The sequence below is a fragment of the Dysgonomonas sp. HDW5A genome (assembly GCF_011299555.1).
In the GTDB taxonomy this organism is placed as follows: Bacteria; Bacteroidota; Bacteroidia; order Bacteroidales; family Dysgonomonadaceae; genus Dysgonomonas_A.
Genome location: NZ_CP049857.1, coordinates 2,313,663 through 2,340,006, shown reverse-complemented (window position 1 = coordinate 2,340,006; position 26,344 = coordinate 2,313,663). Strand labels below are relative to the sequence as shown.

At 38.0% G+C, this 26,344-nt stretch carries 15 protein-coding genes, 2 tRNA genes, 2 rRNA genes and 1 riboswitch; of the genes, 7 read left to right on the top strand and 12 right to left on the bottom strand.

Translation table 11 applies throughout. From position 1 onward, the window contains the following. Nucleotides 1-11: 11 nt before the first annotated feature. The 8 genes from G7050_RS09740 to G7050_RS09705 form a co-directional block, all read right to left on the bottom strand. Nucleotides 12-2,901: ribosomal RNA gene (locus G7050_RS09740) — 23S ribosomal RNA — on the bottom strand. Between the two features lie 122 nt (nucleotides 2,902-3,023). Beyond that, a tRNA-Ala gene (locus G7050_RS09735) sits at nucleotides 3,024-3,097 on the bottom strand. A 32-nt stretch (nucleotides 3,098-3,129) separates the two neighbouring features. Then, nucleotides 3,130-3,203 (bottom strand) — tRNA-Ile (locus G7050_RS09730). A 159-nt stretch (nucleotides 3,204-3,362) separates the two neighbouring features. Continuing rightward, nucleotides 3,363-4,889: ribosomal RNA gene (locus G7050_RS09725) — 16S ribosomal RNA — on the bottom strand. The 16S and 23S rRNA genes sit together here with 2 tRNA genes alongside, the layout of an rRNA operon. 332 nt (nucleotides 4,890-5,221) lie before the next feature. Further along, nucleotides 5,222-5,926, bottom strand: a complete 705-nt coding sequence (locus tag G7050_RS09720) for an ATP-binding cassette domain-containing protein (RefSeq protein WP_166114579.1) — start codon at nucleotides 5,924-5,926, stop codon at nucleotides 5,222-5,224. A 160-nt stretch (nucleotides 5,927-6,086) separates the two neighbouring features. Then, the gene (locus G7050_RS09715) at nucleotides 6,087-7,388 is read right to left on the bottom strand and encodes an HlyD family secretion protein (RefSeq protein WP_166114576.1); all 1,302 of its coding nucleotides are present in this window, start codon (nucleotides 7,386-7,388) and stop codon (nucleotides 6,087-6,089) included. Next, on the bottom strand, nucleotides 7,389-9,584 hold the full coding sequence (locus tag G7050_RS09710; RefSeq protein ID WP_166114573.1) for a peptidase domain-containing ABC transporter: 2,196 nt from the start codon (nucleotides 9,582-9,584) through the stop codon (nucleotides 7,389-7,391). A gap of 141 nt (nucleotides 9,585-9,725) precedes the next feature. Further along, on the bottom strand, nucleotides 9,726-10,169 hold the full coding sequence (locus G7050_RS09705; protein WP_166114570.1) for a cysteine peptidase family C39 domain-containing protein: 444 nt from the start codon (nucleotides 10,167-10,169) through the stop codon (nucleotides 9,726-9,728). Nucleotides 10,170-10,508: 339 nt separating this feature from the next. On the opposite strand from G7050_RS09705, the gene G7050_RS09700 reads away from it, so the two are divergent. The 6 genes from G7050_RS09700 (at nucleotide 10,509) to ppc (ending at nucleotide 21,470) form a co-directional block, all read left to right on the top strand. Next, on the top strand, nucleotides 10,509-11,042 hold the full coding sequence (locus tag G7050_RS09700) for an NUDIX domain-containing protein (RefSeq protein WP_166114567.1): 534 nt from the start codon (nucleotides 10,509-10,511) through the stop codon (nucleotides 11,040-11,042). Continuing rightward, entirely contained in the window at nucleotides 11,039-14,044 is a 3,006-nt protein-coding gene (locus G7050_RS09695) for a tetratricopeptide repeat protein (RefSeq protein WP_166114565.1), read from the top strand. The genes G7050_RS09700 and G7050_RS09695 overlap by 4 nt, the downstream gene beginning before the upstream one ends. 116 nt (nucleotides 14,045-14,160) lie before the next feature. Further along, nucleotides 14,161-15,930 (top strand): hypothetical protein, encoded by a 1,770-nt coding sequence (locus G7050_RS09690; RefSeq protein WP_166114562.1) that lies wholly within the window; start codon nucleotides 14,161-14,163, stop codon nucleotides 15,928-15,930. Nucleotides 15,931-16,281: 351 nt separating this feature from the next. Next, a riboswitch (cobalamin riboswitch) is annotated at nucleotides 16,282-16,544 on the top strand. Between the two features lie 71 nt (nucleotides 16,545-16,615). Then, nucleotides 16,616-16,819 carry a cysteine-rich CWC family protein gene (locus tag G7050_RS09685; RefSeq protein ID WP_166114559.1) on the top strand — a complete coding sequence of 68 codons (204 nt, stop codon included), beginning with the start codon at nucleotides 16,616-16,618 and terminating at the stop codon, nucleotides 16,817-16,819. 160 nt (nucleotides 16,820-16,979) lie between these two features. Then, the gene (locus G7050_RS09680) at nucleotides 16,980-18,716 is read left to right on the top strand and encodes a phosphoenolpyruvate carboxykinase (protein ID WP_166114556.1); all 1,737 of its coding nucleotides are present in this window, start codon (nucleotides 16,980-16,982) and stop codon (nucleotides 18,714-18,716) included. A gap of 117 nt (nucleotides 18,717-18,833) precedes the next feature. Continuing rightward, complete coding sequence (gene ppc, locus G7050_RS09675; protein WP_166114553.1) at nucleotides 18,834-21,470, top strand: phosphoenolpyruvate carboxylase; 2,637 nt, start codon at nucleotides 18,834-18,836, stop codon at nucleotides 21,468-21,470. A gap of 111 nt (nucleotides 21,471-21,581) precedes the next feature. On the opposite strand, the gene G7050_RS09670 is transcribed toward ppc, so the two are convergent. Then, complete coding sequence (locus G7050_RS09670; RefSeq protein WP_166114550.1) at nucleotides 21,582-22,259, bottom strand: response regulator transcription factor; 678 nt, start codon at nucleotides 22,257-22,259, stop codon at nucleotides 21,582-21,584. 83 nt (nucleotides 22,260-22,342) lie between these two features. Beyond that, on the bottom strand, nucleotides 22,343-23,713 hold the full coding sequence (locus G7050_RS09665) for a sensor histidine kinase KdpD (RefSeq protein WP_166114547.1): 1,371 nt from the start codon (nucleotides 23,711-23,713) through the stop codon (nucleotides 22,343-22,345). Between the two features lie 251 nt (nucleotides 23,714-23,964). On the opposite strand from G7050_RS09665, the gene G7050_RS09660 reads away from it, so the two are divergent. Beyond that, nucleotides 23,965-24,084 (top strand): ComC/BlpC family leader-containing pheromone/bacteriocin, encoded by a 120-nt coding sequence (locus G7050_RS09660; protein WP_166114544.1) that lies wholly within the window; start codon nucleotides 23,965-23,967, stop codon nucleotides 24,082-24,084. Between the two features lie 59 nt (nucleotides 24,085-24,143). Here the strand turns inward: G7050_RS09660 and G7050_RS09655 are convergent, their stop codons facing one another. Continuing rightward, nucleotides 24,144-25,256 carry an Mrp/NBP35 family ATP-binding protein gene (locus G7050_RS09655; protein WP_166117691.1) on the bottom strand — a complete coding sequence of 371 codons (1,113 nt, stop codon included), beginning with the start codon at nucleotides 25,254-25,256 and terminating at the stop codon, nucleotides 24,144-24,146. A 159-nt stretch (nucleotides 25,257-25,415) separates the two neighbouring features. Beyond that, a complete protein-coding gene (trmB, locus tag G7050_RS09650) occupies nucleotides 25,416-26,177 on the bottom strand; it encodes a tRNA (guanosine(46)-N7)-methyltransferase TrmB (RefSeq protein ID WP_166114541.1) in 762 nt (253 codons plus the stop codon). Nucleotides 26,178-26,344 lie beyond the last annotated feature (167 nt).

Here is a 26,344-nt window from a genome sequence, read left to right as displayed (position 1 = left end):
GGGCAGAGTCATGGAAAAAAGTTTCGGGCAATTAGTACTACTCGGCTATGACATTACTGCCTTTACACCTGTAGCCTATCAACGTCGTAGTCTGCGACGACCCTTATAAGGATATCTTATCTTGAAGCCGGCTTCGTACTTAGATGCTTTCAGCACTTATCCGATCCAGACTTAGCTACCCGGCGATGCTCCTGGCGGAACAACCGGTAAACCAGGGGTCTGTCCAACACGGTCCTCTCGTACTAGTGTCAGATCTCCGCAAATATCCTGCGCCCACGATAGATAGAGACCGAACTGTCTCACGACGTTCTGAACCCAGCTCGCGTGCCACTTTAATGGGCGAACAGCCCAACCCTTGGGACCTTCTCCAGCCCCAGGATGTGACGAGCCGACATCGAGGTGCCAAACCATTCCGTCGATATGAGCTCTTGGGAATGATCAGCCTGTTATCCCCGGAGTACCTTTTATCCTTTGAGCGATGGCCATTCCATACTGAAACCACCGGATCACTATGCTCTAGTTTCCTACCTGATCGACTTGTCGGTCTCTCAGTCAAGCGCGCTTATGCCATTACACTCTACGAACGGTTACCAATCGTTCTGAGCGCACCTTTAGAAGCCTCCGTTACTCTTTTGGAGGCGACCACCCCAGTCAAACTACCCACCATACAGTGTCCCCGTATCCACGGGTTAGAATTCAAACAATTAAAGGGCCGTATTTCAAGGGTGACTCCACAAATACTGGCGTACCTGCTTCATAGTCTCCGGCCTATCCTACACATCAAGTGCCCAAATTCAATGTAAAGCTATAGTAAAGGTTCACGGGGTCTTTTCGTCCCATCGCGGGTAATCGGCATCTTCACCGATACTACAATTTCACCGAGCTCACAGTTGAGACAGTGTCCAGATCATTACACCATTCGTGCAGGTCGGAACTTACCCGACAAGGAATTTCGCTACCTTAGGACCGTTATAGTTACGGCCGCCGTTTACTGGGGCTTCAATTCAAAGCTTCTCATTGCTGATGACTTCTCCTCTTAACCTTCCAGCACCGGGCAGGTGTCAGGCTATATACTTCTTATTTCTAATTTGCATAGCCATGTGTTTTTGTTAAACAGTTGCCTGGACCTATTCTCTGCGACCTACATTGCTGTAGGTACCCTTTCTCCCGAAGTTACAGGGTCATTTTGCCTAATTCCTTAACTGTGAATCACTCGAGCGCCTTAGTATACTCAACCCAACTACGTGTGTCCGTTTTAGTACGGGTACGATATAGATTAGCGTTTAGCGGTTTTTCTTGGCAGTTTGTTTACCTACATTTTTAACTTGCCACAAGGGCTCGTCATACTTTCAAGTTCGACTCTTCTAGCGGATTTGCCTACTAAAATCAACATCTACACTCTTTAACCATCTATTCCGTCAGATGGCAGTAGTTTCACTTCTGCGTCCCCACATCACTCTATACAGTAGTAACGGAATATTAACCGTTTCGTCCATCGGAATCGCCCTTCGGCTTATCCTTAGGTCCCGACTTACCCTGATCCGATTAGCGTTGATCAGGAAACCTTAGTCTTTCGGCGAGGAGGTTTCTCACCTCCTTTATCGTTACTCATACCTACATTTGCTTTTCCGTACGCTCCAGAGTAGCTTACGCTACGCCTTCTACGCTGAACGGAATGCTCCCCTACCGATAATATTTTATCCCATAGCTTCGGTAACATGTTTGATGCCCGATTATTATCCACGCATCGCCACTCGACTAGTGAGCTGTTACGCACTCTTTAAATGAATGGCTGCTTCCAAGCCAACATCCTAGCTGTCTCTGTAGCAACACTTCGTTAATTCAACTTAACATGTATTTGGGGACCTTAGCTGATGGTCTGGGTTCTTTCCCTCTCGGACATGGACCTTAGCACCCATGCCCTCACTCCCGGTAAAAACTTATGCCCATTCGGAGTTTATCTGGACTTGATAGGCGGTGAAGCCCTCGCATCCAATCAGTAGCTCTACCTGACATAAGTTATAAGCCGAGGCTGCACCTAAATGCATTTCGGGGAGTACGAGCTATCTCCAAGTTTGATTAGCCTTTCACCCCTACCCTCAAGTCATCCGAAAGCTTTTCAACGCTTACCGGTTCGGTCCTCCAATTGGTGTTACCCAACCTTCAACCTGCTCAAGGGTAGATCACTTGGTTTCGCGTCTACTCCCATTGACTAAGCGCCCTGTTAAGACTTGCTTTCGCTTCGGCTGCGTACCTCAATAGTACTTAACCTTGCCAATGAGAGTAACTCGTAGGTTCATTATGCAAAAGGCACGCCGTCACCATTACTGGCTCCGACCGCTTGTAGGCACATGGTTTCAGGGTCTATTTCACTCCTCTGTTCGAGGTTCTTTTCACCTTTCCCTCACGGTACTGGTTCACTATCGGTCTCTCGGAAGTATTTAGCCTTACCGGATGGTCCCGGTGGATTCATACAGGATTTCTCGTGTCCCGCACTACTCAGGAGTCTGCTAGGCTTGGTTAGGGTTTCGTATACGGGATTATCACCCTCTGTGATCGATCTTTCCAAATCGTTCTACTACTCTAACTTCTTGCCACAGCGCAGTCCTACAACCCCAATAATGCCGAAACATTATTGGTTTGGGCTAATCCCATTTCGCTCGCCACTACTCTGGGAATCACTTTTGTTTTCTTTTCCTATGGGTACTTAGATGTTTCAGTTCCCCACGTTTGCTTCTGGTTAGACCAGATGACGGTTTCTTCAACCGCCGGGTTGCCCCATTCGGAGATCTTGGGATATAATGGATATTTGCTCCTCCCCCAAGCTTTTCGCAGCTTATCACGTCCTTCTTCGCCTTCGAGAGCCTAGGCATCCCCCATGTGCCCTTATTTACTTTTTTCTTCGCCTGATTTATAAGGGTTCTTACAAACTCTTATATACCGGTTTGATATATACTCGTTATATTTTTACTTGCTCTTTTTTACATCATGTCAAAGATCGTTTACCTATTACATAGGTATTGTGGAGAATAACGGATTCGAACCGTTGACCCCCTGCGTGCAAGGCAGGTGCTCTAGCCAGCTGAGCTAATCCCCCGTAGTGGGAAGCGTGACTTCCTTCGTACTTTGTAGTCCCAGGCAGAGTTGAACTGCCGACCTCTACATTATCAGTGTAGCGCTCTAACCAACTGAGCTATAGGACTGGCTTGTTCTTGTGCGCCTGAAACTGTGGATACACAGCTTCTCTGTTCTCTTATTTTGTTAGGTTGTACATAGGTTTTGAAACATTTTAAAAAAGACATTAGACATCGGGTAGATTCCTTTTCTTCAAAGGGTCTCTTTGTTAGACAAGGCTTCTCCAGAAAGGAGGTGTTCCAGCCGCACCTTCCGGTACGGCTACCTTGTTACGACTTAGCCCCAGTCACTAGTTTTACCCTAGGACGCTCCTTGCGGTTACGTACTTCAGGTACCCCCAGCTTCCATGGCTTGACGGGCGGTGTGTACAAGGCCCGGGAACGTATTCACCGCGCCATGGCTGATGCGCGATTACTAGCGAATCCAGCTTCATGGAGTCGAGTTGCAGACTCCAATCCGAACTGGGAATGGCTTTGGAGATTGGCATCCTGTCACCAGGTAGCGACCCTCTGTACCATCCATTGTAACACGTGTGTCGCCCCGGACGTAAGGGCCGTGCTGATTTGACGTCATCCACACCTTCCTCACAGCTTACGCTGGCAGTCTTGTCAGAGTCCTCAGCTTGACCTGTTAGTAACTAACAATGTGGGTTGCGCTCGTTATGGCACTTAAGCCGACACCTCACGGCACGAGCTGACGACAACCATGCAGCACCTACACATCTGCTATTGCTAGAAGATCTGTTTCCAGATCGGTCAGATGCATTTCAAGCCCGGGTAAGGTTCCTCGCGTATCATCGAATTAAACCACATGTTCCTCCGCTTGTGCGGGCCCCCGTCAATTCCTTTGAGTTTCACCGTTGCCGGCGTACTCCCCAGGTGGATTACTTATCGCTTTCGCTTAGCCGCTTATTGTAATATCACAAACAGCTAGTAATCATCGTTTACGGCGTGGACTACCAGGGTATCTAATCCTGTTTGATACCCACGCTTTCGTGCTTCAGCGTCAGTTATAGTTTAGTAAGCTGCCTTCGCAATTGGAGTTCTTCGTGATATCTATGCATTTCACCGCTACACCACGAATTCCGCCTACTTCAAATATACTCAAGAAAAACAGTTTCAACGGCAATTTTAAGGTTGAGCCTCAAACTTTCACCGCTGACTTATCATCCCGCCTACGCACCCTTTAAACCCAATAAATCCGGATAACGCTCGCATCCTCCGTATTACCGCGGCTGCTGGCACGGAGTTAGCCGATGCTTATTCGTATGGTACTTGCAATAGGTTACTCGTAACCTTTTTTACTCCCATACAAAAGAAGTTTACAACCCGTAGGGCAGTCATCCTTCACGCGACTTGGCTGGTTCAGACTCTCGTCCATTGACCAATATTCCTCACTGCTGCCTCCCGTAGGAGTCTGGACCGTGTCTCAGTTCCAGTGTGGGGATAAACCTCTCAGTTCCCCTATCCATCGTTGCTTTGGTGAGCCGTTACCTCACCAACTGGCTAATGGAACGCATGCCCATCTTCTACCGATTAATCTTTAGCAAATATTACCATGCGGTATCCCTGCGTTATGGGGTATTAATCCGAATTTCTCCGGGCTATTCCCCTGTAGAAGGTAGGTTGCATACGTGTTACTCACCCGTGCGCCGGTCGTCATCAAAGTATTGCTACTTCATGCTACCCCTCGACTTGCATGTGTTAGGCCTGTCGCTAGCGTTCATCCTGAGCCAGGATCAAACTCTTCTTTGTATATCTTTTTTATATTCTTTGAAGCGTTTGTCTTTTTTTTACTCAAGGTTTTTGACGTTGAGTTAGAGTCTCTAATCTAAAATTAGTCTCTACCCGTCTAATGCTATATTTTTTGTTTCTTATGTATCAACCGTGTCAAAGATCGTTCTTTTTTGCTTCGTTTTATAACCGTCTCTCGGTTTTAAAGCGAGTGCAAAAGTAGTCGCTTTTTATATACGCTCCAAATATTATTACAACTATTTTTGAAAACTTTTTTCCTTTATTCCCTAACTTATATCTAAACAGTGGTTTACATTGTGAAAAAAAAATGAGGATTCCATCTCTGGAAACCGTTATAGCTGGTAATGCTGTAAGCGGGGAATTAAATCACCAAAATCAGACTCAATAAAATCTACTAATCTCCCCTCTTTGCTAATACGGCCAGACTCTAATAAGCCTATATGCGTACAAACAGACGACAGTTCTATATAATGACGAGAGGATAGCAATATAGTTTTACCCAGATCCTTTATCTTAACGAGTAATTTACAGACACTAATTCTCGAATCTTCATCTAAATCTCTCAATAAATCATCAAAAACTAAAAAATCAGGATCATGATATAATGCAATCCCTATACTTAAACATTTTTGTTGTGCCGCAGTCAGCTTTCTCACCTTGGTATTGGTGTATTTATAAAGACCTATAAAGCGCAAGACTTGTGTAATCCGCAAATCGCCATAACCGAAGAGCATATCAATATACTTGAAATTCTCTCTCACGGTTAAAAAATTTTGATAATAAGGTAAATCAATAATATTACCTACTACTCCTTGGATTTTATCTCTGCAGCCATAAAAATTTTGACCTTTGAGAAAGATTGTTGATGAAGTTGTTTTCAATAGACCTAAGATTAATTTTAATACTGTTGTTTTTCCAGATTTAGGTTTGCCTATAAGGCCATACACACTACCTTCTTTTACAGAAAGCTCAAAGTTCTTTAGAACAAACCTTTGTTTATAACAAAAGTCCATTCGTTTAATCTCTAAAATGTTCATTCCCCAATAAATATTAATTCACATCAACAAATATAGAATAAACTAATAGAATACAAAGACTCTGAAAAGTATAAATCCTAGTATTTACGCGGGCTGCAGAAAGAATATATAAAAGATATCTATCAAAACATCTTATGACAACTGTTTCATTTATTGATAATCAGAAATTATTCTTTAACAAATACCTCAATGGAGCTAAAATTCGAAATGCCAAGGATCGGTCTTTTGTCACCACTTCTGCTCCCCCCCTCAACTCTCCTGTAAATTTAAAATCAACACCTGTAGTTGAAGTAAGCTTGTTCGGTAATGATATTTCTACAGTATAATAACTACCACTGGAAACTAAAGAGATGTTGCGAACATATCCTTGCAACATGCCATATTCTAGGTATGGGTAACCTGATACTTTTATATTTACTAATTGCCCCTCTTTTATTTTACCGGATCCCGATAATGGAGCATCTAACTTTCCGATAAGAGCTCCCGGATCTTTAGGAACTATAACAAAAACCTTATCTCCTATATTGACAACTTGATTTCTTGACCAGACTGTATTAAATGTTACAGTGCCTGCTTGAGGAGAAATGAGTAAATATTTTTGCTCCCAATTCTCAATTTCGGCCATCAACTCTCTATACGCAGTAGCTAATTCCTGGTATTTAGTATTTCTGTCTTGCAAGTATTCAATGCTCAGTTTTGAGGCGGAGCTTTTCAGTTTTGAGTTTTCGATTTGCTCTGTAACTATTGATCCTTCAAGCTGACGAAGCATCTGCTGTAGATTTAAATAGCTTTGTTCTGTAGCCTCAAATTCCGACTTGGCAATTACACCTTTTTTATACAATTCTTTATCCCTATCATATAGGGACTTTGCAACCGACAATTCCTGCTCCTTTAGTATTAATTGCTTTTGTAAATTAGCAGCATAGCTATTTCTTCCTGCTAATTGGGTTTTCAAAGCAAGTTCATCTTGTTTTGTAAGGTTCAATGATTCAAAGTTTTGATAATTAATCGCAGCTTTCGAAAACAAAGAAAATGCAGACTGCAACTCACCTAATTCATAGGTCACCGAAATAAGTTCTGCCTCTAAAGCAACCACAGAATCAGAAACCTGAGTTTTTTCAATCAATAACTGTTTGACTCTTTTCACATCAGTTGTTATTGCCGGATTGTCTATTACTGCTATCAGATCTCCTTGATTAACAGAACTTTTGTCTGTGATATAAAGTTCCTTTATTCGCCCGGTAGCTTTTGCCACAATCCATGCAGGCGGATTTTCTGTTGTAACAATTACATCTCCCTGTATTATATCCGGGTAACGAAAAAAGAAAGAGCCGACAAAAAACAATAACAGAATAAGGCATATTACTGTTGTGCCATATCTGATCAATGAATGAGGAGGACGTGTTAAAATATCTTTAACCTCATCGCTACGCAATTCTATGTTATCTAATTTTTCTCTCATTTAAAGCTCCAATTGATTTTTCACTAAATGATAATAAGCTCCCCTTTTTGCAGATAATTCGTCATGGGTACCAATTTCAACAACCTGCCCTTTCTCTAATACAATTATTTGATCGGCATTGCGAACAGTACTCAAACGATGGGCTACTATTAATGATGTACGCCCCTCAAAGAATGAATTCAAGTTCTCCATAATGACTTTTTCATTATTTGCATCCAAGGCGTTGGTAGCCTCATCCAGGAACACAAACTCCGGATCCTTATATATAGCACGTGCAATAAGCATGCGTTGCTTTTGTCCCTGACTCAAGCCATGTCCTTCGATCCCGATCTTTGTATTATATCCCAAAGGTAACGACTCTACAAAATCATGTATATTTGCTGTAATACAAGATCTTAATAATTTTTCTTTATCTATAATTTCAGATGCAGGTGCTACATTGCGAGCTATTGTGTCTGAGAATATAAACCCATCTTGCATAACTACTCCGCATTTTTTTCGCCATTCGCGCCAGCTATAATTATGCAAACGATTTTCACCCAATTGTATAACGCCCTTCTGTGGAGGGTAAAAACCCAACAACAATTTCAACAGTGTTGTTTTGCCGCTACCACTTGTACCTACTATAGCTGTCTTCTTTCCGGTTGGTATATGGATATTGAGGTTATTAAGGACGTACTCACCTTCGGATGTTCCATCATAACTAAAGGATAATCCTGAGACAAATAAGTCTTTACCCATCGGAATATCTTTGATACGTTGCGAATCTTCTGTACTTTCATCTGTTTTCTCCTGTAATTCGCTTAAACGGTCCAAACTTAATCTTGCATCTTGAGTTTTGCGAGCAAAATCGATAATCTGATCTACAGGACTATTAAGTTGTCCTATTATATATTGAACCGCCATCATCATACCGAGAGTCATCTGGCCTTCGACCACAAACTTGGCAACCAGGGCGGTAATTAAGATATTCTTTGTTTGATTAATAAATATAGCCCCTGAATCTTGGTATTGCCCCAAAGCCAGTCCTTTGATACGTAATCTAAAAAGTCTTGCTTGTATACTTTCCCATGTCCAACGCCTCTGCTGCTCACATCCATTGAGCTTTATCTCTTGCATCCCAGTAATCAATTGAATTATATTACTTTGATTTTCAGATTTTTGAGCAAAGTTTTTACTATCAAGTTCTGCTCTCTTTTTCATAAAAAGCCAAACCCAAAGAAAATAAAGGCAACTGCCGATGAAAAATATAATGAAGATTTTGAAACTATAAAGGCATAAGACTATACCAAATACAAATATATTGAATACTGAAAAAATAACATTTAAACTTGAATTGGTTAAATAATCTTGAATGCGTGTATGATCGTTAATTCTTTGCATAATATCACCCACCATCTTCGTATCGAAGTAGCCCATGGGCATTCGCATCATCTTGATCAAGTAATCTGAGATTAAAGCGATGTTTATTCGGCTACCTAAGTGTAGCAATATCCAACCTCTTATAAATTCAACTGACGAATTGCTTAGTGTTAAAACTAATTGAGCAATTAGTATTACATAAATAAAATCAAGGTTTTGGGTATTTATACCGATATCGACAATGGCTTGAGAAAGAAATGGCAGAATTAACATTAATAAACTGCCAAAAATAAGCCCTAATACAAGTTGAAGTACTAATTTCTTATAAGGCTTTAAATACGAAAACAGAAACTGGAACCCTTTCCGAACTTCCTTATCATCTTCATGTTGATAAAATTCAGGAGAAGGCTCCAGCAGTAGAGCTATACCATGAGACTCTCCATCAATAGATGAAGATATCCAACATTTACAGAATTCGTCTTTGGTATACTTTATCATTCCTCCGCCCGGATCTGCGACATAAATCACATATCCTGACCGTTTCTTTTTAACAGCATAAACAACGACAAAATGATTTTGGTTCCAATACACAACACAAGGAAGAGGAGCCTCCAATAACTGCTCAAATGTAATGCTAACGCCCATTGTGCGAAAGCCTAAATTTTCTGCAGCTTCACTTATCCCAAGCAAAGATACTCCTTCTTTATTTATGTGTGAACTGAGCCGAAGTTTCTCCAGCGAATAGTTTTTGCCATAATAAGCGGCAATCATACGCAGACACGTAGGACCGCAATCCATAGCATCATGTTGACTGAAAAACGGAAAAGATTGCATGAGTCAAAGGTTATGTTTTATAAGCAACTTATAAGACAAACGTAATTAAATTTTGATAAAAACTACTTTCTTTTCCCCTAAATTTCCCAGAAACTACTCTTAGAAAAATACTTTTGACTTTCTTCTCAAACTACTAAGAAGTTAGTCTTGCACACTTTTTTTAGCGACCCATTCTTTACTAACCTCATGCTCGTTTAACGATGGCATTACATCGGAATATATCACAATGCTACTCCACAATTTTTGAAACGCGAACTTAGAAATTTCAATATTCTTATTGATTACAGGATCATAAAAAACTACATTACCCTCGCTACCTAAACTTTTCAGAACGACATAACGTCCTCCATCTATTCTTAGGTGTAATATTCCTTTCCGTTTGTCTTTCTTCAAGGTATCAAAATCCGAGTAATAAGTCTTACAATGCAGATCGTAATCCTTCAATATGTTAGATATAGCAAGAATAGAAGAATCCTTTTGTTCAAAATCTAATTGAACGCCTATGACTTTTCTATTGTGCACAACATTACATAATGAGAGGTACGTTGACACGAGATTTACCATGTAGGTACTACGTACATTCATAACAGAAATGAAATTTTAACAATTTATATTCAAACAACCAACTTTACTACAAAGTAACAATAAATTTCCAAGTTATACTATAACCTTTTTATCATCTTTTCCTGTCTAGATCTCTTTTTTTGTTGTATTTTAATATATTTAACATAGAAAAAAGTAATTTCCTAACATTCTAGCAGAAAATACACAGCCTGTAAAAGCGACACGCATTAACAAATATAACACTTCATTAACTTTTAAAGAGGTACACTTTTTAATATAAACAACATATATTCATAAAACATCTATGTTATAAATAACTATATTTGTACACTGTGTATGTAAGTTTAATATAAAAATTTTATGCCAGTAAAGAAACATCCTCTATACCAGTTTAAATTCTGCCCCAAATGTGGCTCTGCACACTTTGTCGACAACAATTTCAAATCTAAACGTTGCGAAGCATGTGGCTTTATTTACTACTTCAACCCTTCATCGGCAACAATTGCGGTAATCATTAACGACAGAAACGAAATAATGGTAGCAACCCGTGCTAATGAGCCGGCAAAAGGAACCTATGACCTGCCCGGTGGATTTGTGGATATGGATGAAACCGCAGAAGAAGCAATTACCAGAGAAGTAAAAGAAGAGACTGGACTTGAAGTTATATCGGCTCAGTATTTATTCTCTGTACCGAACCTTTACATATACTCAGGTTTTCAAGTGGAGACTACCGATCTTTTCTTTTTATGTAAAATAAAAAACAGTTCTCAATTTAGCGCACAAGATGATGTTGCTGAATTGAAATTTATACCTATAGCCGATTTAGATCCCTCTTTGTTTGGACTACGTTCTGTTAAAATAGGGATCGAAAAAATACAAAAGATGAATTTATGAAGAAAATACTACTTATTACAGGGATAGGAATAGCATCTACCCTACAGTTAACGTATGCCCAAAGAGGAATCAGCAATGAATTACCTCAACGTTTGTTTATACAGGGGAAAGAGATGTTTTTAGACAACAATTTCGTTGGTGCACAAAATACACTTGCGGAATTTAAAAGACTTTCTAACGACCAGAACGCAAAGTTGGAGGCTGACTATATGATTGCTGCCTCGTCTTATTTTACAGGAAAAGAAGATGCAGTTACTATTCTCCGGGAATATTTGGATACTTATCCCGAGTCATACCATAGAAATGATATTTGCTTCTATATAGGATCTTCTTATTTCAATGAAAAAGATTGGAATCAATCTTTATACTGGTTTGAACAAGCGGATGTTGATTATTTATCAAAAAAGGATCAAGAGGATTATACATTCCGATCTGCATTTGCTAATCTGCAGGAAGGAAAAAAATCTGTAGCCGCAAATCAATTCGAACTACTGGCTCGTAACAGCAATAAATATTATGAACCTGCAACTTACTATAAAGCGTATATCGATTTTCAAGAAGGCAAATACGATAGTGCTTTATCGACATTCGAACGCCTTAAAAACAATCCCGAATACAAAGAGCAATCATTATTCTTCATAACTCAAGGTCTGTTCCTTAAGAATAACCTGGGTGAAGCAATCAACGCGGGAAATAATTACCTGAGTGCTTATCCCAATAATCAGAACTCGGCGGAAGTATATCGCATACTCGGAAACTCTTACTATAGACAAGGTAATATCAATAGTTCTATTTCGAACTATGAGAAATACCTAGCTTCGGAGTCTAAACCCTTCGCTGAAGATATGCTGCAACTCGGTACGGCATATACTCAAACAGGTGATTATCAGAATGCAATAAAAGCCTTACAATTTGCTGCTTCGACAGATAATAAACTGGGACAAACAGCATATATGCTACTCGGTCAGAATTACCTAAAAATAAATGATAATGCGAATGCATTAATGGCGTTTGATGCAGCATCACGCGTGCAGTTCGATCCATCAATCAGCGAGGTTGCGTTATACAATTATGCCATGTTGGTTCATAAGACATCACTTTCGGTCTTTGATCAATCGATCACTGTATTGCAGCGTTTCTTAAACGAATACCCTAACTCGAAGTATGTAAACGAAATCAATAATCAATTGGCATCGACACTACTTGCTACTAAAAATTATCAGGCCGCGCTTACAACAATCGACAAAATGCGTAATCCTGGCAGACAAATACTCGAAGCAAAGCAAACTATTTTGTTTCAATTAGGAGCTCAGGATTTCATTGACGGAAATTACGATCAGGCAATCCAAAGATTCAATGCATCTATAAATATAGGGAATTACGATGTAAAATCTAAAAACGAATCTTACTTCTGGCGTGGTGAAACATATTATAGAGAAAACAATTATCCGGCAGCAATAAAAGATTATCAGACTTATTTATCTGTATGTAATGCCTCGGATGACAATTATTCGAATGCCCTATATAATTTAGGATATACTTATTTCAATCTGAAACAATATAATAATGCGTTGAATAGTTTCAAGCAATATACTTCTCAGGAAAGAAACAGACAACAGTTGACTTATTCTGACGCATGGAATCGTATCGGAGATGTTTATTTATTCAATCGTAATTTTATTGAAGCAGCAAATGCATACTCTCAAGCGTCTGTAAATAATCCGCAGAGTGCCGAATATGCTGACTTCCAAAAAGCCTTTGTATTAGGTTTACAGCACAATTACAATGGAAAAATTGCAGCATTGGATGTTATGATGAAAAGATATCCTGATTCTCAATATTACGATGATGCCATGTATGAGAAAAGTCGTGCATTGATAATGCTAAATCGCGAAACAGATGCAATTCCAATCTTAACGAAGTTATTAAACGATTACCCTAACTCGAATGTAGCTCCACAGGCTGGTGTTCAATTAGGACAATCCTATTATAACAGTAACAATCCTCAAAAAGCGATTGAAGCCTACAAACAAGTTGTACAACTGCACAAAAATTCGGAAGAAGCACGTATCGCCATACAAAGTCTCGAAGGCATTTATCGTGATATTAACGATATTGGCTCATATGCCAGTTTTGCAAACTCGTTGGGCAACGGTATTGTTATTACTGCCAGCCGTCAAGATTCATTATCATATCTTGCCGCTGAAAATATATACATGAAAGGTCATGCAAACGAAGCAGCCAATGCGATGAACAAATACCTTCAATCGTATCCTCAAGGTCAGTTTGCAGGCGATGCACATTATTATATAGGAGCCATAGCTTACAATAAGAAAGATTATGATACTGCACTCCAAGCATTCAACAATACTATTAATTCAGGTAATTCAAAAAGCCTCAATAAAGCTCTTGCTCTTGTAGGCGAAATACAACTGGACAAAGGCAACAATCAAGCCGCATATAATGCTTATAAGGAAATGATGCGTACAGCAACAAGCAGTGAGGATAAGAATACGGCTCAATTAGGAATGCTTAAAGTAGCCAACAACTTAAATAAAGACGTTGAAGTTATCACTGTTGCAACAGCGTTACTTGCACAAAGCAAAACTTCTCCCGAAATCGTTAGCGAAGCTCGCTTATACCGTGCTAAAGCTTATCTGAATACAGGTGAGACTAATAAAGCTATCGACGATCTTCAGAAAGCGGCTAGTGATACACGCAGTGTATATGGAGCAGAAGCGCAATACCTATTGGCTAAAACCTATCTAAAGAATGGGAATTACGATAAGGCAGAACAACAAGTCCTTGCATTGATGAAGCAAGGTACACCTCATGCCTATTGGATGGCTCAATCGATAATCGTATTATCAGATACCTATTTGGCAAAAGGCGATAAGTTTCAGGCAAAACAATACCTTGAAAGTTTAAAAGCGAACTATACAGGTAATGAAACTGATATTCAATCGATGATAAATGACCGTTTAACTCAATTAAATAAATAAGGTCATAAACCTTTGCAATTAAGCCCCACCCGACCACACTCTAAGCAGGAAAGGGTTAGGAGAGGTCTAAAATACAGTAATAAACAGGTCTGAGGCCTTACTTAAATTAAAAGATAATGAATACATTATATAAAACTTTATTTATTAGCACATTGGGATTAAGCGTTGCATCCATAAACATATCAGCCCAAACTGCCGCTAAAGATACAACGCTTAACCGTCAGGTTTCTCTCGAAAGAGAATATACACCAACCATTCAGGATGCATCAAAAGTCAATACGCTTCCGGCTCTCCACGAACCGCAAAAGAAGCAGTACGATATAAAGTTCGAGAACAGCATCCCAAATATGAATATTGCCTCTTATCCGATTGGAAATCCAGGATCAGGCGATATCAGAACAAAAATAGACTACAGTAAACATCGTGGCTATTTCTTGTTTGGAGCAGGTATGTATTCCAACTTAGATGGTGCGGCCGGATACAGAATAGTGGATTCAAAAAATGACCGGTTAGATATTTTTGCAACCCACAATTCTACTGATGGTAAAATAAAATACCTAAATCCAAATTCTCTTCTTGACCAAGCCAAAGCTAAAAACATGGAGAATCTGATAAAAGCAAAATACAGCCACGACTTTGAATCATTAACATGGCATGTGAACGGATCATTCTTTAATAACACCTTTAACTATTATGGCAATCCCTACATATTCAGTGCGGCGGATCAAGATCCTTCTCTTTATGAAGGTTTTATGAAGAACAATCAGAATATTAATGTTATTGAAGCTGAAACAGGAATAACATCCAAAGAACAAAACGATGCATTGTATTATTCTGCAAATGTAAAATACAATAACTTCTCTACTAAATATGGCCCCAATGTAAATTATGACGGTATTTCGGGAAGTATATTCGACGCCTTGGTTAACATTGCAGCTCCCCTGCAAACAGATCATAAAGCCGGTGTAGAAGGAGGTATATTTTTCCAAACATTTAGCAATACAGACTTTCTTCCTTTGTTAGATAAGGATCCGTTTCATAATCTGACTATTTTTAAAGCTAAGCCATATTATAGTATAGAAGGTGGAAATTTTCAATTGTCTTTAGGTGCTAACATAAATTGGGCATCTGACATTGAGAACAAATTTGTAGTTGCTCCGGCAATCAAAACATCTTGGAACTTCGATGAAAAAAGTTTATTGTATTTCAATGTAGATGGAGGCATAAATGACAATAATGTTGTAGAAATGAACCGTGTGAATCGATATATCAACCCCGCATCACGTGTATTTATTTCTCAAACATTATACGACGCACAAATTGGTGTAAGATCGGGAGTTATAAGTGGTTTTGAGTTTGACATCTTCGGCGGTTATAAATATACGAAAGACGAACACCTGTTTGTTCCAAACGAATCACCATCATGGGGTAACGTATCTGAAATGATGTATGCAAATTTAGGTGCCGGACATTTTGGCGGGGCATTAAAAACAAAATTGATCCCATATACCGATCTTTCTTTAAAAGCTCTGACTCACTTTTACAGTGTCAGCAAATATACTTTAACCGATACAGCCCCTGACAAAAAAGAAGCATGGGGACTGCCCAGCTTCACTCTTGATTTTAATGCTGATTTTTCATTTATCGAGAATCTCACGTTCTCAGTTAATTACATATTCGAAGGAGGACGTAAGACATATGTAAACAATGCTTCAACCAATATGAACAATATCAATGAGCTAAATATCAAAGGAAGCTATAACATATTAGACTGGCTATCATTCTATGTGAAAGCAAACAACGTTATGAGCCAAAAATATGAAAGATATTACGGCTATACCAATCAAGGAATTAATGCCCTTGGAGGAATAAGCTTAAAATTCTAAACTAAAGATTCTTATACAATAGAACAGCCCTTTTCTTATATTCGAGAGAGGGCTGTTTTATTATATATAGTTAAATAGCAAATCTGAGAAAAAAAAGAGATTTTGGTTATAGCCTGCTTGATGCTTTATGGCTTAATTTGCATTAAAATAGAATATATTAAACAGATATATAACAAACAATCAATTACTAACTCGAAATCTAAAGCTGTGCCCGGAAAACACATTCCATAATATCTCAATTTATATAGGACTCTCCTTCTCCTATAGGCACATTCTTGGAACAAAAGATCTTTCCTTCATTTAGGAAAGATTTTTTTGTTTCTTTAGCTAACATCAATCAGACATTTTATTATCTTTACAACTGTTTTTGGTGTTATTCTATCACAATGCTCGATGGAATAATGAAAAGGGAATCCGGTGAAAATCCGGAACAGACCCGCTGCTGTAAGCTTCATTAAGAGTTTCTAGACAATACTCAAACCACTGTCGCAAACAGTGAACAGAAAGCAGTAAACAACAAATTTGTTGATAACTGATAACTGCCAGCTGAAGGATGGGAAGGGTGTTTAGAAATGAAGTAAGTCAGAAGACCTGCCGAAAATAGTACAGGCAAACAACTTTCGGGAAATAAAGTTAATGCAACACATCATTCAAATAAACCATTTGACCTTTAAAAATATAAAGAATGGATAAAACATGTCCTAGTTGCTCTTCTACATTCACCTGTCGAGTGGATCAGATAGAATTGTGTAACTGCACAAAATTAAATCTGGAGAAAGGAGTCAGAGAATACATCAAGACCACATACGGAAATTGTCTTTGCTTTGATTGCCTGAAGAAAATAAACGACAAATTTTCACTTTTATCCGTAAGTAAAACAATTGAATAAGGATGCTAAATTTGAAAACAGAAATTAGTCATTTATCAATTCTTTTAATACAAGTAAAATGATTAAATTTGGAAATAGATTTTGTATAAGATGAAATATACCCTCAGTGTTATCAAAAAAGATTCTAATAACTAAAATTATAAACAAAACCGAATAAACAATGCTAAACGAATTTACAATCAGTCGAGGAAAAGCGATGATTAATTTCTCGCTGAAATATTGTGACAACCGTCAGAAACTTTTGAATAGTTATGGTTTTAAAAAAGTAATCGACTCATTTATTCAGGTATTGAAGAAAGATAACGTCATTATATATGACTATTATATTAAATACTTCAATAATAAAGATGATGAATTTGCTCAATCACTTGTTCAAGTATTCAAGTTTCTAACAGTTTGTGACGAAAACGAGATAGTAAAAGTAGACAATAGATATTCGGTTTGCTTCGCAGATAAAGATCTTTTCATTGAACTTATCGAACTATTATATTCATACTGGAGACGTTTAGACCGCATCTCTATTGTACGCAACTCGAGCCTTGGCGAAGGTTTGCAAGATGTTAGGTTTACTCAGGCAAATTCTCAATTCAACGACCTTATCCTTGCAACCTATCGCCGCATCGAAGAAACGGTTATGGGATTCCAACACAGAGTATATCGTCAACTGATTGCAGGGGCTAATGCCGGTCTTATCCTGAATGACGAAGTATCATGGAATTGTCCTATTGAATATAAAGGACTATCGGCAGTGCCATTTATTAGTACTGTGATATTTCAACCACCATTGATTACTTATACTAAGCGAAATACACGTGACGGAATTTTTCAGGAACACTCTTCGAATCCCGTTGCAAATATATCTTTGAATGACGATGAATGGTTTGTATTCCCTGCCTGGGTTGGCAATATGCTTACATTTGTTTATTTCCACAAAGACTTTATCGATCACGGTTTAGGCTTGTCTAATCTTTTCGAATTAGCAACACCAAGCAGTTATATCGGTAAGAAACCCGATATGATCTATGTATTTGGTTATGCCGACGGTCATGAAGAAAAACGTACTTTCTACTACAAAGACAAACAGAATGACATCCTTATCGGATATGCAAACTATTGCGATGATATCGACTACTTCGGTTATATGAAAAAAATGCTCCTTACACTTCACAATGTGAAGCAAATGGAGAATGGTCGTTTACCAATACACGGTGCGATGGTAAACATTGCATTGAAGAACGGAAAAGAATCAAATATCATCATCATGGGTGATAGTGGTGCCGGAAAATCTGAAAGCCTAGAGGCATTCCGCAACCTGAATGAAAAATATATCAGACACATGCGTATCATTTTCGATGACATGGGTTATTTGAATATCGAAGCCGATGGCTCGGTAAAAGGATATGGTACTGAGATCGGAGCATTTGTCCGTGTGGATGACCTTGATCCTTCATACGCTTATCAACAATTAGACCGTGGAATATATACAAATCCGGATAAAGTAAATGCCCGTGTAACTATTCCGGTTTCAACTTATGAAGTTATTTCGAAAGGATACAAAGTAGATTATATGCTTTATGCCAATAATTATACTGAGACCGATCAGAAAATTAAATTTTTCGATAATCTGGATAAAGCTATCGAGGTTTTTGAAGACGGAGCAAGAAAAGCGAAAGGAACTACAACTGAGGTTGGTTTAGTAAAATCTTATTTTGCAAACCCATTCGGACCTGTTCAGGAAAGAGAAGTTGCGGAGAAATTAGTTCGCCAATACTTCACAAAGATGAATGAGAACCAAGTTAAGATCGGTGAAATACATACATCTCTTGCTATTGACGGTCAAACTAAAGAAGGTCCACGTTTAGCTGCAGAAGAATTATTCAGTCTGATAAATGAATAAAGGTCACATACCTTTTCATTACTTCTGTTAGAATAAAACAATATCTCCTTTATAATTGAGTTTATACCTTTTATAAAGGAGATATATTGAATATAAACTAATATAAAAACAAAAACTATGAGTCAATCAAATTCTTTGATGAACGACAACATAGCAATGCTCGGAAAACTACTTGGTGAAACCATCAAGGGAGCATTGGGTGAAGGCACCTATGAACGCGTCGAAACAATTCGCCAATTATCAAAAGCTTCTCATAACGGAGATACAAAGGCACATGATAAGTTGGTAGAAACTCTTCAGAATCTGCCCGACAAAGATTTTTTACCGGTTGCGCAAGCATTTAATCAGTTTCTGAATCTGACTAATACTGCGGAACAATACGACACTATTTCTCAGCATGCAATGGGAAAAGATAATCCGGTGAACTTCGCCCGTATCTACAATACATTACAAGGCAAAGGAGTAAATGATGAAGACATAAAAAAAGCGATCAATGAAATATCCATTGACCTGGTTTTGACTGCTCACCCGACAGAGATAAATCGCCGATCTTTAATTAACAACCTTAATGAAGTAAGCGAGTGCCTTCAGCAATTAGATCACGATGATATCGTAAGCTATAAACAAGAACATATAATGAGTCGTTTGAAACAACTTATTATTCAATACTGGTTTACTGCTGAGATACGCAAAGACAGGCCAACACCCAACGAAGAGGCTAAATGGGGTTACGATGTTATCGAAAGTAGCCTTTGGGAAGCTGTACCCTCTTTTCTGAAAGAATTAAATAAACAAATGGAAGCCTCTATAGGATACACAATCCCGGTAGAAGCTCGCCCAATACATTTCACCTCTTGGATGGGTGGTGACCGCGATGGTAACCCCAATGTTACTGCTGTAGTTACTAAAGATGTACTTCTACAAAGCCGCAAACGTGCAGCAACTCTTTTCTTAAAAGATATAGAAGTATTGGTTAAAGAACTATCTATGTTTAATTGTACTGCTGAATTCAGAGTATATTTGGGCGATGCCGAAGTACAGGAACCATATAGAGCTTTAATGAAAAAGCTTCGTTCGAAACTCAAAAAGACCATTATATATCTGGATGAGAAAATCGAAGGAAAACACGTAACAATAAATGATGACATCATTTATTACAACGAGCAATTGTGGGAACCTCTAATCAAATGCTACGATTCTCTTATTGCTTGCGGTATGGAAAGTATTGCAGGCGATAAATTATTGGATACCCTACGTCGTGTAAAATGTTTTGGAGTTACCCTTGTTAAGATTGATATACGTCAGGAAAGTACCAGACATACAGAAGCATTATCGGAATTAACCCTTTATCTGGGGTTAGGCGATTATGCTGCATGGTCTGAAGCAGAGAAGCAAGCCTTCCTTATAAAAGAATTATCCTCTAAAAGACCATTGATTCCTCAACAGTGGGAACCTAGTCCCGAAACAAAAGAGGTGCTGGACACTTGTAAAGTTATTGCAGAAACTCCACAAGGTGTAATTCCCGTGTATGTTATCTCAATGGCTCGCACCCCTTCTGATGTTCTGGCAGTTCACCTGTTATTAAAAGACACAGGATGTCCTTATATGCTACCTGTAGCTCCATTATTTGAAACTCTTAATGACCTCAACAATGCTTCTGATGTTATGCAACAATTGCTGAATATCGGTTGGTATAGAGGCATCATCGGCAACAAACAAATGGTTATGATTGGATATTCAGATTCGGCTAAAGATGCAGGTGCATTGGCAGCAGGATGGGCACAATACAGTGCACAGGAAGCACTACTCAAAACATGTAATGATGCAGGAGTTTTACTTACCTTGTTTCATGGTAGAGGCGGAACAATCGGTAGAGGCGGAGGTCCTGCTAAAATAGCATTATTCTCTCAGCCTCCGGGATCTTTAAAAGGTGGACTTCGTGTTACCGAACAAGGAGAAATGATTCGTTTCAAATTAGGATTACCCGATCTGGCAATTTCAACATTGTCTCTTTATATAGATGCCATTTTGGAAGCAAACTTATTGCCTCCTCCTGCACCTCAAGAGGAATGGAGAAAAACGATGGACGAGTTGTCGGATATTTCATGCAAAATATACCAAGACCTTGTTAGAAAAAATGATGATTTCATCCCTTATTTCTATCAGGCAACGCCCGAAGCAGAGTTGGCAAAATTACCTTTAGGTTCACGTCCTGCAAAACGTAAGTCAACAGGAGGTGTGGAAAGCCTACGTGCCATTCCCTGGATTTTCGGTTGGTCACAAAACAGACTTATGCTTCCGGCATGGTTGGGAGCGGGGCAAGCTTTACAGCAAGTTATTGATAATGGCAAAATGAATATACTGGAAACCATGTATCAGGACTGGCCTTTCTTTAATACTCGCATTAGTATGCTCGAGATGGTTTACGCAAAAGCAGACAGCCGTATTGCAGCTTATTATGACCAACGATTAGTTGATAAAAATATTCAGTATTTGGGAGCGGAACTACGCGACCAGCTGGCAAAAGACACTGCTACCATATTAAATATTGCTCATGATAATTCATTGATGGAAAACTTACCTCTTATTGCTAGTAATATTGCTATGAGAAATATTTACACAGTTCCATTGAACCTTCTTCAAGTTGAATTACTTCAACGCGTAAGGAGTAACGAGGTACATCCTCAAGAATTAGAGCAAGCATTAATGGTTACTATTTCGGGAATTGCTGCCGGAATGAGAAATACCGGATGACCTGATTATCCAATTCAATTAAATAACAAAGGGGAACATAACTTATTATGTTCCCCTTTATTTATACAATGCCCCGTCCTAAAATAAGCTGGCACATAATATATATAATACTTATCTTTCCATAAGTTTATAACCCACTTTAGATATTGTAACTAATTCAACATAAGGATTTCCTTCCAAATATTTTCTTATCTTATGTGTCAGATTATTCAAAGAGTGTTCTTTCTGATATACATCTTCTTCACCCCATAAAAGCCAAACAATACTTTCTTTGGTTACCACTCCATTTGCATTTTCGCAAAGCAAGCGTAAAAAAGCAGCCTCAGTCTTTGCAACTCTAAGCTCTTGGCCATCATATTCTATTACCTGATCAATCGGACTAAACGAAAAACCAGAGAATACAAACTTCTTGGAGCCTGACTCTGTAACTCTATTTAAAAGATTATTGATTCGAGCCAATAACTCCTTTGTTCCATAAGGTTTCTTTTGATAATCTACATGCCTTAGCTTAAGCCCTCGCTCAACATCTTTGAAATGAGTTTTTCCTGTGGTAAATATTATAGGTAAAGAAGTGTTGGATAGTCTTACTTTTTCTGCAACTTCAAACCCGTTCATATCTCCAGCCAAATCGACATCCATTAATATAAGATCAATCGGATTTTCGTCAATTGCTTCCATTACATATTCACCTCTCTTTACATGTTGTACACCGAATCCCTCAACTTCCAGATTCTCCGACAACATAAAAGCTAAATTCTCATCATCCTCTACTAATAGTATATTTGCCATAGACATAAGTTTGTAAAATGTGCTTAAAATTAATCTGTTCTGCAAAGATAATAAAGTTTAACTTACTCTAATAAATTAATTTATCAATTTATGTTCTTTACTAATGGCAATTTTACAATAAATTGACTTCCTAAATTTAATTGGCTATCAACAAAAATACTGCCACCATGCTTTTCAACAATACGTTTTACATAATTCAACCCTATGCCATGCCCTTTAGCATGAGTCGTTTTACCTACACGAGAGTACTTTTCAAAAATAACATCTAAATTTTCCCGTGAAATTCCTAAACCAGAATCTTTAACCGATATACATATATTATTATTCTCCTGATATAACCTGATTTTTATATCAATAGATTCCCTTGAATATTTTATAGCATTACTAATCAAATTCGAAACCACTTGCTCAATATGATCTTTATCAGCAAAAATCATCGGATTTTTCAATTCATTATGAATATCAATCTCGGGAGAACCCGGTGTTGTATCAATAGCATTATCGACTAGATCAAAAACAACTTTCGCAAAATCAAATTCCGTACGATGCAGCTCGAAGAGTCCTTCTTCCTCTTGAGCCAAGCTTAACAGCATATCTGTTTTACTAGTCATTTTCACAATTTCTTGTTCGGCAATATTCAGCATACGTGTCCTTTTTTCCTCATTAACTATAATCTTTTCATTACTTAATGAATTAATAGATTGCAGCAAGACGGCCAAAGGTCGTTTAAATTCATGAGATACTTCGGAGAAGAAATCATTTTTCAGCTTAGATAATTGCCTTTGTTTCGCTAAAGTTCTCTTTTGTACATACAAACTATATATACAGAAAATTGAAAGTAGCAAAGAAAGTATCAACATCCATGCCATCTGAGGGTATATTTTCCACATTGGATCAATAAGCACCAATCGAAGACCCTTTGTTTGCTTTACATTCAAGAAGATAACTTTTGAATATAAAAGATCTGACGACTTATTGGAATCCTGCAAAGACGTTTCTAAAACTTCATTAGTTTTCAGATCAATAATCTCCGAATAAAACTTCATGTTAATCTTATTCTGCTTCAGAAAAACTCCCGCCACACTATCTATTCTCGGCAAATTGATAGGGTACTTTCTTCCTATAAATTCTTCCATAGCTATATTCATAGCAGAGACAAGTCCTTTGTTTAGTTTTTTATCCAAGCCTCTTGCATCAATTCGAGTAGCTTTTGTTGTATCAATTCCCGGAGGCGGAGTAGTACCAAAATACTCGACACTCGGTTCTTTAGATTTTTTTGATGGATCTAAACGAAGATTCAGATCCGCATCATATGTCGATTGCATGACTAAATTCAACTCACGCTGAAGCAGATCAACATTCGTTTCATACAAGCGATAAACTAATAACGCCTGCAATAAAAATATTAGACCAACAGCCAGTATAGATAATCGCGACATATAAGTATACTTCATAACAGTTGAGGTATTAAATCATTTTATCAGGTAAAAGTATTATAGGGATCAAATATAAAACAAAAACTGTAAACGCCGCCTTGTCCTACAATTATATAACAGAATACAATAATGAAAATATTAGAAAAATATTTAACCCAAAAAGCACATTTTTCAAGAAAAATATGACTATTTAGTTATATAAACATCTACTAATCAGATATATATTTGCACATGTAAAACATAATAAAAACATCAATAAAATATCAATTATGAAAAAGACAAAAATCAAAGATTTCAAAAAACTAGAAAAAAAAGATTTAAAAAAGATCCAAGGTGGCGTTAAACATTATGTATGTATCAATGGTGAATATTTTTATTACGAAGAATAAATAATTCCCGCCACAAATATAGAAAAGCTAGCCAGAAGACTAGCTTTTTTTATTCTCAATTACTTCAAATGTACCTCAACCTTTTGAGTCGGATCTGCCTCCTCATTCCTCTTATTCACTGAGGCTACAAAATTTTCAGCCAAATGAGCAAAAGCTGCACCTGTCAGCGAATTTTCATTTAAAGCCACAGGACTACCTGTATCCCCTCCTTCACAAATACTTTGAACAATTGGTATTTGCCCCAATAAAGGAACATTCATTTCCTTTGCCAGCTCTTTAGCACCATCTTTTCCAAAAATATAATACTTATTATCGGGAAGCTCAGCAGGTGTAAACCACGCCATATTCTCTACTAATCCGAGAATCGGCACATTCACTTTTTCATTAGTAAACATATCAATACCTTTACGGGCGTCAGCCAGAGCCACTTCCTGAGGGGTACTCACAACCACAGCTCCTGTAATAGCTAGAGTTTGAACTAAAGTCAAATGTATATCACTTGTTCCCGGAGGGAAATCAATAAGAAAATAATCCAGTTCACCCCAATTGCCATCAGTAATCAGTTGTTTCAAAGCATTTCCCGCCATAGCTCCACGCCAAACAATTGCACTCTCTTTTTTCACAAAGAAACCGATAGATAGCATTTTGACACCATACTTATCCACAGGAATTATCATTTCTTTATTTCCAACCAATTCAAGCATAGGTTGTACATCTTCCACGTCGAACATTTTCGGCATAGAAGGACCAAATATATCGGCATCAAGCACACCTACTTTATATCCTTGCTTAGCCAAAGCCACTGCCAGATTAGCCGTAACAGTACTTTTACCGACTCCCCCCTTACCTGATGATATCGCAATGATGTTTTTTACTTCGGGCAGCAACTTTACAGGTGCAGGAGGAGCCTGCACTTCAGTTGTTTTAACCTCAATATTTCCTTTTATATCGACATCCGGGCTTATGTATGTTAGAATAGCTGTTTCACAAGCTTTTACTACCGACTTAATAAAAGGATCGTTAGGCTTCTCAAAAGACATGGAGAAACTGACCTTGTTGCCGTTTATATGGATATCGTCCGAAACCATTCCCATCTCCACGACATCCTTTCCTGTTCCGGGATAACGCACGTTTCGAAGTGCATCAAGAACCAATTTGGGATATATTTTTATACTCATCAATGTATTATTTAAATAATGTTTAAGTTATATTCAATTAAGTCCCCATAACGATTTATTGGCTTGACAGATGTAAAAACAATAGATAATTATGGTTGTAAAACGTATAATTAATATTTTCTGCCACTTATTATCGAAGACTGAACTGAGCACTTACTCTGCTCGCTTTGTCAATATCTGGGAATTACTTCTTCCATAACTCCGATAACTATCCTGTTCTATTTCAACATCAGGTTCTTGCCACTCGTTTTTATGAGCATATTCAAACTTGATATATTTAATATTTAACCCTCGAGCAATCCACTGTTGCTCATAAAATGTTTTAATTGTAAGCACATCGTCCACCAAATCCGAATGATACAAGTCATCCGTCTTGAATAAAACTTTCAGGTTATTCAGTTCAACCATTTCTGAAGTGTAAGTAAACATAAAATTACTGTCAGACTTCAGGTGAATTACTCCATCGGGCTTTAGAAGTTGACCATAAAGTTTCATAAAGCGGGTCGAGGTCATTCTTCTATTTACTTTATTCATCTGAGGATCGGGAAATGTTATCCAAATCTCAGAAATTTCACCCTGCTCAAAAAAATTAGTCAACAACTCGATATGTGTTCTCAAAAAAGCTACATTCGATAAGCCTTCTTCTAAAGATTGCTTTGCCCCCGACCACATCCGAGCACCTTTAATATCAACCCCGACAAAGTTATTCTCAGGATATAACTTTGCTAATCCGACTGTATATTCGCCTTTACCACATCCTAATTCAAGAATTATCGGATTGTCATTTTTAAAAAACAATTCATTCCATTTCCCTTTCATCTCAAATCCTTTCTCTTGCAATACAGCAAAAGGGTATTGAAAAACATGGGGATACTCCTCCATATTAGCAAATTTTGCTAATTTATTCTTTCCCATACTTACTATCTTAGTACTATAAATATCGTATTATAAAACAATTATCTTTTTTATCCTATCAAATAGAAATCCTATGACATAACAAGTAATACCATACAAAACAGTGTTTTTTTTCGCCAGGTAAACAAGTTCAATCGATAGACAAATATACATTAAAATCAGTGCAT

What these genes read in the sequence shown, in the direction of transcription:
- G7050_RS09720 (WP_166114579.1), bottom strand. Translation starts at nt 5,926, where the DNA reads ATGAACATTTTAGAGATTAAACGAATGGACTTTTGTTATAAACAAAGG.
- G7050_RS09715 (WP_166114576.1), bottom strand. Translation starts at nt 7,388, where the DNA reads ATGAGAGAAAAATTAGATAACATAGAATTGCGTAGCGATGAGGTTAAA.
- G7050_RS09710 (WP_166114573.1), bottom strand. Translation starts at nt 9,584, where the DNA reads ATGCAATCTTTTCCGTTTTTCAGTCAACATGATGCTATGGATTGCGGT.
- G7050_RS09705 (WP_166114570.1), bottom strand. Translation starts at nt 10,169, where the DNA reads ATGAATGTACGTAGTACCTACATGGTAAATCTCGTGTCAACGTACCTC.
- G7050_RS09700 (WP_166114567.1), top strand. Translation starts at nt 10,509, where the DNA reads ATGCCAGTAAAGAAACATCCTCTATACCAGTTTAAATTCTGCCCCAAA.
- G7050_RS09695 (WP_166114565.1), top strand. Translation starts at nt 11,039, where the DNA reads ATGAAGAAAATACTACTTATTACAGGGATAGGAATAGCATCTACCCTA.
- G7050_RS09690 (WP_166114562.1), top strand. Translation starts at nt 14,161, where the DNA reads ATGAATACATTATATAAAACTTTATTTATTAGCACATTGGGATTAAGC.
- G7050_RS09685 (WP_166114559.1), top strand. Translation starts at nt 16,616, where the DNA reads ATGGATAAAACATGTCCTAGTTGCTCTTCTACATTCACCTGTCGAGTG.
- G7050_RS09680 (WP_166114556.1), top strand. Translation starts at nt 16,980, where the DNA reads ATGCTAAACGAATTTACAATCAGTCGAGGAAAAGCGATGATTAATTTC.
- ppc (WP_166114553.1), top strand. Translation starts at nt 18,834, where the DNA reads ATGAGTCAATCAAATTCTTTGATGAACGACAACATAGCAATGCTCGGA.
- G7050_RS09670 (WP_166114550.1), bottom strand. Translation starts at nt 22,259, where the DNA reads ATGGCAAATATACTATTAGTAGAGGATGATGAGAATTTAGCTTTTATG.
- G7050_RS09665 (WP_166114547.1), bottom strand. Translation starts at nt 23,713, where the DNA reads ATGAAGTATACTTATATGTCGCGATTATCTATACTGGCTGTTGGTCTA.
- G7050_RS09660 (WP_166114544.1), top strand. Translation starts at nt 23,965, where the DNA reads ATGAAAAAGACAAAAATCAAAGATTTCAAAAAACTAGAAAAAAAAGAT.
- trmB (WP_166114541.1), bottom strand. Translation starts at nt 26,177, where the DNA reads ATGGGAAAGAATAAATTAGCAAAATTTGCTAATATGGAGGAGTATCCC.